Annotated in this window: 11 protein-coding genes; 2 read left to right on the forward strand and 9 right to left on the reverse strand. The window is 70.9% G+C overall.

What is annotated here, in order from left to right; genetic code table 11:
• The first annotated feature begins 44 nt into the window (after positions 1-44).
• Both MXD64_RS16570 and coaA read left to right on the forward strand, forming a co-directional pair.
• Positions 45-530 (forward strand): glutathione peroxidase, encoded by a 486-nt coding sequence (locus tag MXD64_RS16570; protein ID WP_017885496.1) that lies wholly within the window; start codon positions 45-47, stop codon positions 528-530.
• 105 nt (positions 531-635) lie between these two features.
• Complete coding sequence (coaA, locus tag MXD64_RS16575) at positions 636-1,580, forward strand: type I pantothenate kinase (protein ID WP_056072020.1); 945 nt, start codon at positions 636-638, stop codon at positions 1,578-1,580.
• A gap of 94 nt (positions 1,581-1,674) precedes the next feature.
• On the opposite strand, the gene glmM is transcribed toward coaA, so the two are convergent.
• From glmM to MXD64_RS16620, 9 genes are all read right to left on the reverse strand, one after another.
• A complete protein-coding gene (gene glmM / locus MXD64_RS16580; protein ID WP_056072023.1) occupies positions 1,675-3,048 on the reverse strand; it encodes a phosphoglucosamine mutase in 1,374 nt (457 codons plus the stop codon).
• A gap of 22 nt (positions 3,049-3,070) precedes the next feature.
• The gene (gene rpsI, locus MXD64_RS16585; RefSeq protein WP_017885499.1) at positions 3,071-3,556 is read right to left on the reverse strand and encodes a 30S ribosomal protein S9; all 486 of its coding nucleotides are present in this window, start codon (positions 3,554-3,556) and stop codon (positions 3,071-3,073) included.
• Between the two features lie 37 nt (positions 3,557-3,593).
• Positions 3,594-4,040 (reverse strand): 50S ribosomal protein L13, encoded by a 447-nt coding sequence (gene rplM, locus MXD64_RS16590; RefSeq protein WP_017885500.1) that lies wholly within the window; start codon positions 4,038-4,040, stop codon positions 3,594-3,596.
• 331 nt (positions 4,041-4,371) lie between these two features.
• Positions 4,372-7,443: an ExeM/NucH family extracellular endonuclease gene (locus MXD64_RS16595; RefSeq protein WP_263136829.1), complete on the reverse strand. Its 3,072-nt coding sequence runs from the start codon at positions 7,441-7,443 to the stop codon at positions 4,372-4,374.
• Between the two features lie 84 nt (positions 7,444-7,527).
• Positions 7,528-8,271: an MBL fold metallo-hydrolase gene (locus tag MXD64_RS16600; RefSeq protein WP_042537494.1), complete on the reverse strand. Its 744-nt coding sequence runs from the start codon at positions 8,269-8,271 to the stop codon at positions 7,528-7,530.
• Positions 8,268-9,176 carry a tRNA pseudouridine(38-40) synthase TruA gene (gene truA / locus MXD64_RS16605; protein WP_263136830.1) on the reverse strand — a complete coding sequence of 303 codons (909 nt, stop codon included), beginning with the start codon at positions 9,174-9,176 and terminating at the stop codon, positions 8,268-8,270. The genes MXD64_RS16600 and truA overlap by 4 nt, the downstream gene beginning before the upstream one ends.
• Before the next feature lie 76 nt (positions 9,177-9,252).
• Positions 9,253-10,371 carry an FUSC family protein gene (locus tag MXD64_RS16610; protein ID WP_056072035.1) on the reverse strand — a complete coding sequence of 373 codons (1,119 nt, stop codon included), beginning with the start codon at positions 10,369-10,371 and terminating at the stop codon, positions 9,253-9,255.
• Between the two features lie 141 nt (positions 10,372-10,512).
• Complete coding sequence (gene rplQ / locus MXD64_RS16615; protein ID WP_042537495.1) at positions 10,513-11,079, reverse strand: 50S ribosomal protein L17; 567 nt, start codon at positions 11,077-11,079, stop codon at positions 10,513-10,515.
• Positions 11,080-11,142: 63 nt separating this feature from the next.
• Complete coding sequence (locus MXD64_RS16620; RefSeq protein ID WP_017885506.1) at positions 11,143-12,138, reverse strand: DNA-directed RNA polymerase subunit alpha; 996 nt, start codon at positions 12,136-12,138, stop codon at positions 11,143-11,145.
• Between the last annotated feature and the right edge of the window lie 71 nt (positions 12,139-12,209).

The raw sequence follows: 12,209 nt of genomic DNA on the forward strand, positions 1-12,209 counted from the left end.
CGCCGACCCTGCGAAGTCCCGGGGGTGGGGATAACGTTTCGGCCATGGGACGCTTCGACGACATCGCCATCACCACGCTGCACGGCGAGGACACCACGTTCGGCGCCTACGCCGACAAGGCCGTACTGGTCGTGAACGTCGCCTCCCGGTGCGGCCTCGCCCCGCAGTACGAGCAGCTCGAGGCCCTGCAGAAGCAGTACGGCCCCCGCGGGTTCACGGTGCTGGGCTTCCCGAGCAACCAGTTCCTGCAGGAGCTCGGCTCGTCCGAGGCGATCGACGAGTACTGCTCCACCACGTGGGGCGTGACGTTCCCGATGTCCGAGAAGGTCAAGGTCAACGGCAAGAGCGCCCACCCGCTCTACCAGGCCCTCAAGGAGACCCCGGACGCCGACGGCAAGGCCGGTCGGGTGAGCTGGAACTTCGAGAAGTTCCTCGTCGCCCCCGACGGCACCGTCACGCGCTTCCGCCCCACCACGAAGCCGGACGCCCCCGAGGTCGTCGCCGCCATCGAGGCGGCCCTCCCCGCCTGACGCGTCGCGTCCTGCGGGCGCGCACCGAGCACTGGCCGGGAGGCCCGGGGCACGTGAGCCGACCGGCTCACGTGCCCCGGGCCTCCCGTCTGTACGCTCGATCCCATGCCGATCCCGGAGACCGCCGTCGCGCACCCGACCCCGTTCGTGGAGATCCCGCGTGCCGAGTGGTCGCAGCTCGCACCCAAGGAGCACCTGTCGCTCACCGAGACCGAGATCGTGCAGCTGCGCGGACTCGGCGACCGGTTGGACATGCAGGAGGTGCAGGAGGTCTACTTGCCCCTGTCCCGCCTGCTCACGCTCTACGCGGCCGGCGCACGGAACCTGCACGCCGAGACGAGCCGGTTCCTGGGTGAGCGCGCCGGACGCACGCCGTTCGTCATCGGCGTCGCGGGTTCCGTCGCCGTCGGCAAGTCCACCGTCGCCCGTCTGCTGCGGGAGCTGACGAAGCGCTGGCCGGACACCCCTCGCGTGGAGCTCGTGACGACCGACGGCTTCCTGTACCCGAACGCCGAGCTGGAGCGCCGCGGGATCATGGACCGCAAGGGCTTCCCGGAGTCGTACGACCGCCGCTCCCTGCTGCGCTTCGTGAGCCAGGTGAAGAGCGGGGCAACCGAGGTCCGGGCACCGTACTACTCGCACCTGGTCTACGACATCGTGCCTGATGCCGAGATCGTCGTCCGGCAGCCCGACGTGCTCATCGTCGAGGGTCTCAACGTGCTGGCGCCCCCGGTGCACGGGCGGCTCGCGCTGTCCGACCTGTTCGACTTCACGATCTACGTGGACGCGAAGACCAAGGACATCGAGTCCTGGTACGTCGACCGGTTCCTCGCCCTGCAGGAAGAGGCGTTCTCGAGCCCCGACTCGTTCTTCCACCGGTTCGCCTCGCTCTCGCGTGAGGACGCGGTGCGGACGGCGACCGAGGTCTGGCGGGCGATCAACGAGCCGAACCTGCTCGAGAACGTGCTGCCCACGCGCTCCCGCGCCACCCTGGTGCTGAAGAAGGGCGCGAACCACAAGGTGAACTCGGTCCTGCTCCGCAAGATCTGAACGGGAGCGGGCAGCAAAACACCGGTGTTCGCGAGCTGAACCGCGTCCTGCGCGTGTTCAACCGGCGAACACCGGTGTCTTGCGGAAGGGAACCCTACGCGGCGTCGAGCGCCAGGCGGTCCTGCACGACGGCGGCGAGCTCCTCGGCGATGCGCTGGGCGTCGTCCTGCGACGCAGCCTCGACCATGACCCGCACGACCGGCTCGGTGCCGGAGGGTCGGAGCAGCACGCGACCGGTGTCGCCGAGTGCCGCGGACGCCGCAGTCACGGCGTCCTGCACGCCCTGGTCGGCGAGCCCGTGACGATCGACGCCGCGGACGTTGAGCAGCACCTGCGGGAACACCGTCATGCACGAGGCGAGCTCCTGCAGGGTCTTGCCCGTCCGCGCCATCTCGGCGACCAGGTGGAGCCCGGTGAGGATGCCGTCGCCCGTGGTGGCGAACTCGTTGAAGATGATGTGGCCGGACTGCTCGCCACCGATGGAGTAGTCGCCCTCGGTCATCTTCTCGAGCACGTAGCGGTCGCCGACACCGGCCTCGATCACGGTGATGCCCGCGTCGGCCATGGCCCGCTTGAGCCCGAGGTTCGACATGACCGTCGCGACGAGGGTGTCGTCCTTCAGGCGTCCGCGCTCCTGCAGCGACAACGCCAGGATCGCCATGATCTGGTCGCCGTCGATCGCGTTGCCCGCGGCGTCGACCGCCAGGCAACGGTCCGCGTCGCCGTCGTGCGCGATGCCGACGTCCGCGCCGGCTTCGAGCACGGCGCGCGACAGGTTGTCGATGTGGGTCGACCCGACGCCGTCGTTGATGTTCCAACCGTCGGGGTCGGCACCGATGAGCGTCACGCGGGCACCCGCGTTGACGAAGACCTCGGGTGAGACGCCAGCGGCGGCACCGTTGGCGCAGTCGAGCACGACGTGGATGCCGTCGAGCCGGTGCGGCAGCGTGCCGAGCAGGTGGACGACGTAGCGGTCCTCGGCGTCGGCGAACCGCGAGATGCGCCCGACGTCGATGCCGGTGGGGGTCGGTGCGGAGTGGTCGTGCATGGCCGCTTCGATGCGGTCCTCGACCTCGTCCGGCAGCTTGCGACCACCCGTGGCGAAGAACTTGATCCCGTTGTCGGGAGCGGGGTTGTGCGACGCGGAGATCATCACGCCGAAGTCGGCGTCGATGTCCGCGACGAGGAACGCCGCGGCGGGCGTGGGGATGACCCCGGCGTCGAGCACGTCGACGCCGGCCGAGGCGAGCCCGGCCGCGACGGCGGCACCGAGGAACTCGCCGGAGACGCGCGGGTCACGCGCGAGGACCGCGCGCGGGCGCGGTCGACCCGACGCCCGGCGGGCGTCGGCATGGTGTCCGTGTGTGAGGACGGCCGCGCTCGCCTGGGCAAGACCCAGTGCGAGCGCGGCCGTCAGCTCGCCGTTGGCGAGACCACGAACCCCGTCGGTACCGAACAGACGCGGCATGGCGATCTTCAGCCGGTGACGACTAGCGCTTCGAGAACTGCGACGCCTTGCGGGCCTTCTTGAGACCGGCCTTCTTGCGCTCGATGACGCGGGCGTCACGGGTGAGGAAGCCGGCCTTCTTGAGGGCCGCGCGGTTGTTCTCGCGGTCGATCTCGTTCAGGGTGCGGGCGATGGCGAGGCGGAGCGCGCCGGCCTGACCCGAGGGGCCGCCACCGGTGATGCGGGCGACGACGTCGTACGAGCCGAGGAGCTCGAGCACCTTGAACGGGTCGTTGATGAGCTGCTGGTGCAGCTTGTTCGGGAAGTAGTCCTCGAGCGTGCGGCCGTTCACGACGAACGTGCCGGAGCCCGGAACGAGGCGAACGCGCGCGATGGCCTCCTTGCGGCGCCCGACGGCACCGCCGGAGACGTTGAGGATCTGACGGGGAGCAGCCTCGGCAGCGGCGGGTGCGCTCTCCGTGGTGAAGCTCTCCGGGGTCTGGTCGAGGGAATCAGCGATCTGAGCCATGAGTTTCTCTATGTCCTTGAAGTCGTCGTGGCCGGAACTACTGTGCGACCTGGTCGAAGATGTACGCCTTGGGCTGCTGCGCGGCGTGCGGGTGCTCCGCGCCGGCGTAGACCTTCAGCTTCTTGAGCTGCTCGCGGCCGAGGGTGTTCTTCGGCAGCATGCCGCGGATCGCCTTCTCGACGGCGCGGGTGGGGTGCTTCTCCAGCATCTCCGGGTAGGAGGTCGCCGTCAGGCCGCCCGGGTACCCCGAGTGACGGTAGTAGACCTTCTTCGCGAGCTTCGAACCGGTCAGTGCGACCTTGTCGGCGTTCACGATGATGACGTAGTCACCCATGTCCATGTGCTGGGCGAAGGTGGCCTTGTGCTTGCCGCGCAGGAGCGCCGCGGCGTGGGTGGCGAGACGGCCGAGGACGACGTCGGTGGCGTCGATGACGATCCAGTCGTGCTGGACGTCTGCCGGCTTCGGTGAGAACGTGCGAGTCACAGGAGTGCTGCTTTCGTGTCGAGGTGAGGAGTCCGTGAATCCCACTCCGGTCGGGAGTTCCGCGGGCAGAAGCACCGGGAACACCTCGGTTGGAGGGCTCATCTGACTGTCCGCGCGCGGGGCGCACAGACCAAGGTGAGAGCCTAGCCGACGCGGGGTGCGTCGGTCAAACGCGGCCACCCGCGGCCTGGAGGCGCGGGGCGGCCCCGCACCGCGCCTCCCGTCCGCCGCGCGGTCGCGCCCACCGCGCATGGTGAGCAGAAGACGTCGGGTCCGCACCGCGAACCCGACGTCTTCTGCACACTCATCGCCCCGACGTGGGGCGTGGGGACTACTCCGCAGCCGCAGCCCGACGGCGGCGACGCACGATCAGCACACCCGCACCCGCCGCGAGCAACAGGAACGCCACCAGCGCACCGGCACCCATCCCTGCGGCGCCCGTGAACGCGAGCTGCCCGTCCGCGGTGATCGTGATCGGGGTCCACCCGATCAGCGTGCCGTCCGCAGCCGTCACCGCCAGACGATGCGCACCAGCCACCGTGTCGGCAGGGATCGTCACCCGGACCGTCCCGTCAGCAGCGACCACGGCCGTGCCGATCAACCTCGGAGTCGAGAACAGCCACACGTTCACCGTGTCACCGGCAGACGCAGTACCCACCGTCACCGTGATGGTCTCCCCCGCACGAGCCGACGCCGGAGCCGAGACGCTCCCGCGGTTCGCGTCGGTGAGACCGGTCTCCGACGGCGCCACCGGCGGCACCGCCCCGGGAGTCGACGGGGTCGGAGCGGGGGTCGGCTTCGAGGGCGTCGGGCTCGGCACCGGGGTCGGGTCGGTCCCGGGCTCGGTGCCCGGGTCCGTGCCCGGGGCGTCCAGGTCGAAGCCGACCAGGATCGGGTCGTGGTCGCTCGCCCGGTACACGTCGTCGGTGTACAGGTTCGTCGCGTTGTAGTTGTAGCGGCTGTACTCCAGGCCCACCGACTCGACCGAGTTGATGTTCCAGATGTCCACGCCCGTGACCGTCTCGAGTGCGGCCTTCGAGGCGAACACGTGGTCGAGTGAACCGCTCAGGCCGGAGAACACGTAGGAGTACTCGGTGCTGTCCCGAGCCGGGCCGAGGTCGGTGTAGCCGGCGTCGTCGAGGACGACCACCGGGTCCTCCTTGCTGTAGGCGTTGAAGTCGCCGAGCATGAACACCTTGTCGGTGCCGTACTGGTCCTGCATGGCGCTGGAGAAGGTCACGAGGGCCTTCGCCTGGGCCACGCGGGACGCGTTCGACGCTCCCTGCCCGTCACCCTGGTCGGCGTTCTCACCGGTGCCGGAGCCCTTGGACTTGAAGTGGTTCGCGATCACCAGGAAGTCGTCGTCCGCGGTGCCACCGACCGGGCGGAACGCGTCCGCGACGGGCTGGCGGGCGTTCGTGAACGCGTCGTCGAGCAGGATCGTGGACTCGCCGACGGGCCCGACGCGGGCCTTCTTGTAGATGAGTGCGAGGCGGATGACGTCCTCGCTCGCGGGCAGGACGGCCGGGGACTTCGCGTACTCCCAGGTGTCCTGGCCGGTGGCGGCGTTGAGTGCGTCGACCAGGGTGGCCACGGCGGCGTCGCGGTCCTGGCCGAAGCGGGCCGAGTTCTCGATCTCCTCGAGCGAGACGACGTCGGCGTCCAGCCCGTTGATGGCCTTGACGATCTTGACCTGCTGGCGCAGGAAGTCCTCCTGCTCAGCGGCGCCGCGGGCGTCGCAGCCGGAGTTCACCGTGACGGGGTCGCCGGCACGGTCGGTGTAGTACTTGCAGCCGGTGAGCTCGTCGCCCGTGGTCGGGAAGTAGTTGAGCACGTTGAAGCCGGCGAGCTTCAGGTCACCGCCGACGTCCTGCGGTGCCGGCTGGCGCACCTTCGAGAACGACGCCGGCAGGTCGGCCGCCGGGGTCGCACCGGTGATCGGCGCGGTCGGCTGGAACTTCCACCCGTTGTTGCGGTAGTCGAGGACGACCGGCTCGGTGAAGGTGGCGGCGGCCCCGACGGTGACGGGGCCCTGGGTGAGCCACGACACCGGGATGCCCTGGTTCGCCTGGGTGAGGAAGTTCGTGCTCGCGCCGTCGTCGAGCGTGACCTTGCGCGCGGCGTTGTCGGCCTCGACGGCCTTCGCCTCGGCGCTGCCGGGGCGACCGACCTCGGTCGGCTGGATCAGACGCTTCGTCCCACTGGCGAGCACGACCTCGCCGTACTGGTTCGTCGTGTAGTTGTCGGCGACGGTGTACGCGCCCTGGGGAGCGACGAGCATGCTCTCGAGCGACTCCCGCTGGGCGTCGGACGACGGGAACGCGACCGCGGCGGGCTGCGGTGCCGCGACGGTGTCGTCGAGCTGCTGCAGCGACGAGGCACCGGACACCGTGAGCTCGGTCAGGCCGAAGTACTCGGACACGGCGCCGGTGACGCGGACGTGGTCGCCCCGCTGCACCAGTCCGGCGGTGGCGGACGAGAACACGAACACGGCGTCGGACGCGGTGTGGGCGCCGAGGTCGATCGCGCCGCCGGTGCCGGCGGTCTGGATCGTGTAGCCGTCGAAGCCACCGGTGCCGTACACCGCGGTGACGACGCCGTCGGTCGTGACGTTCTTGCCGGCGTACGGCGAGGTGTCCGTCGTGCCCTGCAGCTGGGCGATGGTCACCGTCTCGGCGGGGGTGCCGGGCGTGGGGGTCCCGCCGTCGCCCGGGTCGGTCGGGTCCGTGGGTTCGGTCGGCGCCGTCGTCTCGCCCGCGGCGTTCCGCGGGGTGAGCGTCGTCGTCACCGAGAAGTCCGCGCCGTTGACGTCGGTGTCCGTGGTGCCCTGGCGGACCAGGCCGTTCGGCACCGAGTTGTCCCCGGTCACGGTGCGGACGGTCGACTCGAACGTGTTCGAGGCGCCGTAGCCGAGCAGGTCGACGACGCCGTCGGTGCCGGCGGCGACGGGTCCGGCGGCGAGCGCCAGCGGTGCGGTGGCGTCGGAGAGCACGAGGGTGCCCGTGGTGCCCGACGGGGTGAGCGACGCGGTGTCGTCGGCGGCGGGCAGGTCCTCGCCGGCCGCGGTGGACCCGCCGTTGCCCGCCATCGACACCAGGAAGGTGCCCTTCGCCGGCACGGTGCCCGCGAGCGCGCTGGCCGAGAAGGTGCCGGTGCCCGTCGCGGAGCGGTACTGCAGCGACCACCCGTCGAGCGACACCGGGGCGTCGGTCGGGTTGCCGATCTCGACGAACTTCTGGTTGTAGGAGGCGCCCTTGCTGCCCGCCTTCAGGTAGGCCTCCTCGATGACGAGGCCGGTCCCCTCGGGGTTCGCGGACGCTGCGGTGACGGTGACGAGTGGTGCCGCGAGGAGCGTCGCGGCCGCCGTGGCGCACAGCAGAGTGCGCCCGAGGGTGTTGGCCATGCCCGCACGCTACCGACCTGCGGGGACATTCAGGTTGCGCTGAGGTGAATGATTGCGTTCGGCAACATCAGCGATGCGGCGGCATCAGCCGATCGGCAGCCAGGTCCCGCCCACGCGCCGCACGGCTGGTCCGTGTCCGGGCAGCACGAGCGCCGGGAACGGCAGCGCCCGCGCCGACTCGAGCGCGCGGTCCTGGTCGGCGGTGAAGAACGGCGTGATCATCCGCGGCCGCGGGGCCCACGACCCGGGCTGGGTGTCGTGGCGACTGACGACCGCGTCGCCCGTCACGATCGCGTCGGCTGCGGGCAGCAGGTACGCCGTCGAACCGTCGGTGTGTCCGACGGCCGGGAACGGCGCGATCGCGCGTCCCGCGAAGTCCGCGCCCGTGAACGCACGCGCCGACGGCACGGTGGTGGGCCGCAGGGCGTCCGACCGGATCGCCCGCGCCAACCAGGCGAGGACGCGTGGGCTGGCGAGCCGACCGCCGATCTCCGCCGGGGTGACCTGCTGCCGCTCCGGCCCGCGGACGTTGTCGAGCTCGTCGGCGTGGGCGAGCACCTCGACGTGCGGGTACCGCTCCAGGATCCCGGGGATGCCGCCGACGTGGTCGACGTGTCCGTGCGTGACGTAGACGCGTCGGAGGTCGGCGGGGTCGTGTCCGGCGGCGCGCACGGTGTCGAGCACCAGGTCCGTGTCGGCCGGGTACCCCGCGTCGATGAGCGCGACGCCGTCCTCCTCCGCCAGCACCACCCAGTTCGACACGGGGCCCTCGACGAAGACGACTCCGGGGGCGACGGACACGACGGAACGGGGTTCGCGCGGGCTCATCCCTCGACGGTACCGTCCGCCGAGCGTCGGGCCCGGGTCTGCTCCGCCCGCTCCGCGAGCGCAGCGTCCGCCGGGTAGCCCACCTCGGTCAGGGTCAGTCCCTTCGCGGGCGCCGTCTTGAACGCGCTGGTGCGTTCCTCGGCGACGCGCAGTTCCTCGAGGCGGTCCGGGCCGAAGCGGCCCTCGCCGACGGCGATGGTCGCGCCGACCATGGCCCGCACCATCGAGTGGCAGAAGGCGTCGGCCTGGAGGCGCGCCACCAGCACGCCGTCCGGCTCGCGGTCCCAGCGGAACTGCTGCAACGTCCGGATGGTGGTCGCCCCCTCGCGCGGCTTGCAGAACGTCGCGAAGTCGTGCAGCCCGAGCAGCGTCAGCGCACCGCGCTCCATCGCTGCCGGGTCGAGCCGCGCCGCGTGCCAGAGCGTGTGCCCACGCCGACGTGGATCGCGCGGGGCGTCGGCGTCCGCGATCCGGTACTCGTACCGGCGCCAGAGTGGCGAGAACCGGGCGTCGAACCCGGCGGGCGCCACCGAGGCCCCGGTGACGACGACGTCCCCCTCGGGTGCCGCGATGCCGTTCACCCGCTTGCGCAACCCGTCGAGGGGTGAGCGGCCCGACCCACGCTTCCCGGTGAGTGCTGCCCACTGCTCTGCCGACAGGTCCAGGTGCGCGACCTGCCCGGTGGCGTGCACGCCTGCATCGGTGCGTCCGGCGACGGTGAGCAGCGGCGGTTCGCCCCAGCGGGTGAAGACGGTGGCGAGGGCGGCTTCGAGGGCACCCTGCACGGTCCGGAGCCCGGGCTGCCGTGCCCACCCGGAGAACGCGGCCCCGTCGTAGGCGATGTCGAGCCGCAGCCGCACGTCGGCGGCGCTGTCGGAATCCTGCAACCCGGCCGTCTCGTCCACGTGACCACCGTAGCGGGGGTGGTCCGTGCCTCCCGGCCGGTGCCCCGTCCACCGGGTCGTGGCTGCCTGCACCCGTTCAGCCGCGCGGTCGACCGAACGCTGACGGGCCCGTGCGGGTGTCGAGGTCGTCGGTGGCGCGTCGCTCGGACTCGACGATCCCGCGCAGGGCGACGAGCGCGGCCGACGTGACGGCGACGTGGGAGGGGTTCTCGCGCGAGGCGTCGAGCGCTTGCTCGAGGTCGGCGATCGCCGCCTCGGCCTGGTCCTCCGGGGAGTCGCCGCGGATCGTGCTGGCGATCTTCCGGAGCGCCTCGGCGATGGGCGTGGCGAAGGCGGGGTCCGGCCGCCCGACGCCCTCGGACACCGGGCCGGAACGTGCCACGAGCTCGGTGAGGTCCGTCGTGTACCAGGCGACCCGTTCCAGCGCGCGGAAGCGTCCACCGTCCTTCTGGAGCCGCGCGCGGGATCCGCGCAGGGCACCGCGGGGGTTGAGCCGTCGGCTCTCGTGCGCGATCGCCACGCGCGACCGCACGTCGGCGATGGCGCGGTCCAGGCGGTCCTGCTGGTGGTCCCACGCCTTCTCGTCGCGCTTGCCCTCTTCGAGCACGGCAGCCAGGCCGTCGAGGTGGTCGGCGAGCACGCCGTTCACCGCGTCGATGCGGTGTTCGGCGTCCCAGAAGTGCAGCGGCGGGAACACCAGGAAGTTGACGAGGAGCCCGACGACCACGCCCACGGCCATCTGCACCAGGTACCCGAGCGAGTAGCCCTCGGCGTGCGCACCGCCGACGAGCAGCACGAAGAGCGCCGCGGTGGACACCCACGAGCTGCCCTCGCCCAGCACGCGGAACCCACCGACGAGCACACCGACGCCGACCGCCAGGGCGATCGCCAGGAAACCGGGGTCCCCGACCCACATCGTGAACCCGGCGATCAGGATGCCGAGCGCGATCCCGACCAGGGTCTGCACGCCGCTCCGGATGCCCGCGAACACCGTGGTCTGCATCGCGACGACGGCACCGAGCGGTGCGTAGTAGGGGTACTCGGCCGCGACGCCCGGCATGTGCTGCGCCACGAACCAGGCGATCACCGCGGCGGCAGCGGCCTTGCCGGCGTGCAGCAGGCGCGGCTGCGTGCCCGAGGTCCGGCTCCACCGCCAGACCCGTGTCCCCAGACCCGCTACGTGCTGGAACGCCATGACTTCCCTCCGTCGCACCCGGCCGGTGACGTTACGCGGAGCAGTCGGTGAGCGCGACCAGCCTCGGGCACGACGAAGCCCCCGCGACCTGGGTCGCGGGGGCTTCGTCGTGGTGGTGCAGCGCGCCAGGGGCGCACCGGACTACTTGGTGTCGGCGTCGTCCGACTTCTCGGCGGCGTCGGCCTCGACCTCGGCAGCTGCCTCGGTCTCGGACTCGGTCTCGACCGGGGCGGACTCCTCGGTGGTCTCGGTCTCCTCGACCGGGGCCTCCTCGGTGGTCTCGTCGGCGGCCGGGGCGGCAGCAGCGGCCGGAGCCGAGTTGCGCTTGACCGGAGCGGGCGTGCTCGAGACGGGCTCGAGGACGAGCTCGATCGACGCCAGCGGGGCGTTGTCGCCCTTGCGGAAGCCGAGCTTCGTGATGCGGGTGTAACCACCCTGGCGGTCCTCGACCTGGGGGGCGATCTCGGTGAACAGCGTGTGCACGACGGACTTGTCGCGCAGGATGCTGATCACACGACGACGCGCGTGCAGGTCGCCGCGCTTCGCGAACGTGATGAGACGCTCCGCGACCGGACGGAGGCGCTTGGCCTTCGTCTCGGTGGTCGTGATGCGACCGTGCGTGAAGAGGGCGTTGGCGAGGTTGCTCAGGAGCAGGCGCTCGTGGGCGGGACCGCCACCGAGGCGGGGGCCCTTGGTGGGCTTCGGCATGTCAGTTCTCCAGTGGTGAAAGTGGTGCGCGCGGTGTCAGCGCGCTTGCGCGTGAGCGCGAGGTCAGTTGTTGGACTCGTCCTCGTCGTACCCGCTGTAGAAGTGGGCGCCGTCGAATCCGGGGACGGTGTCCTTGAGGGACAGGCCGAGCTCGGTGAGCTTGTCCTTGACCTCGTCCACCGACTTCTGACCGAAGTTGCGGATGTTCATGAGCTGCGTCTCCGACAGGGCGACGAGCTCGGACACCGTGTTGATGCCCTCCCGCTTCAGGCAGTTGTAGCTGCGGACCGACAGGTCGAGGTCCTCGATCGGGGTCTGCAGTTCGTTCGAGAGCACGGCGTCGACCGGCGCGGGGCCGATCTCGATGCCCTCGGCCGCCGTGTTGAGCTCGCGAGCGAGCCCGAACAGCTCGACCAGCGTGCGACCGGCCGACGCGATGGCGTCGCGCGGCGTGATGGCCGGCTTCGCTTCGACGTCGACGACCAGGCGGTCGAAGTCCGTGCGCTCACCGGCACGCGTCGCCTCGACGCGGTAGGTGACCTTGAGGACGGGCGAGTAGATCGAGTCGATCGGGATCTGACCGGCTTCGCTGAACTCGGAACGGTTCTGCGTCGCCGAGACGTAGCCACGGCCACGCTCGATCGTCAGCTCGAGCTCGAAGCGCGCGGTGTCGTTCAGGGTCGCGATGACGAGTTCCGGGTTGTGGATCTCGACGCCGGCCGGAGCGGAGATGTCCGCTGCGGTGACCTGACCGGCACCCTGCTTGCGCAGGTACGCCGTGATGGGCTCGTCGTGCTCGCTGGAGACGACCAGGCTCTTGATGTTGAGGATGATCTCGGTGACGTCTTCCTTGACACCGGGAACGGTGCTGAACTCGTGGAGGACGCCGTCGATGCGGATGCTGGTGACAGCCGCGCCGGGGATCGAGGAGAGGAGCGTGCGGCGCAGCGAGTTGCCGAGGGTGTACCCGAAGCCGGGCTCGAGCGGCTCGATGACGAAGCGCGAGCGGTGCTCGGAGATCGGCTCCTCGGTCAGGGTGGGGCGCTGTGCAATGAGCACTGTGGGATTCCTTTCGGCGAAGTGTCCGCTATATGACACTTGGCGGTACGACGGAGCCGCGTGGGCCCCGA

The sequence above is a fragment of the Curtobacterium sp. Arg-1 genome (assembly GCF_025643395.1).
Classification (GTDB): domain Bacteria; phylum Actinomycetota; class Actinomycetes; order Actinomycetales; family Microbacteriaceae; genus Curtobacterium; species Curtobacterium poinsettiae.

Coding starts and splice junctions, on each gene's coding strand:
- MXD64_RS16570 (WP_017885496.1), top strand. CDS start 45: ATGGGACGCTTCGACGACATCGCCATCACCACGCTGCACGGCGAGGAC.
- coaA (WP_056072020.1), top strand. CDS start 636: ATGCCGATCCCGGAGACCGCCGTCGCGCACCCGACCCCGTTCGTGGAG.
- glmM (WP_056072023.1), bottom strand. CDS start 3,048: ATGCCGCGTCTGTTCGGTACCGACGGGGTTCGTGGTCTCGCCAACGGC.
- rpsI (WP_017885499.1), bottom strand. CDS start 3,556: ATGGCTCAGATCGCTGATTCCCTCGACCAGACCCCGGAGAGCTTCACC.
- MXD64_RS16595 (WP_263136829.1), bottom strand. CDS start 7,443: ATGGCCAACACCCTCGGGCGCACTCTGCTGTGCGCCACGGCGGCCGCG.
- MXD64_RS16600 (WP_042537494.1), bottom strand. CDS start 8,271: ATGAGCCCGCGCGAACCCCGTTCCGTCGTGTCCGTCGCCCCCGGAGTC.
- MXD64_RS16610 (WP_056072035.1), bottom strand. CDS start 10,371: ATGGCGTTCCAGCACGTAGCGGGTCTGGGGACACGGGTCTGGCGGTGG.
- rplQ (WP_042537495.1), bottom strand. CDS start 11,079: ATGCCGAAGCCCACCAAGGGCCCCCGCCTCGGTGGCGGTCCCGCCCAC.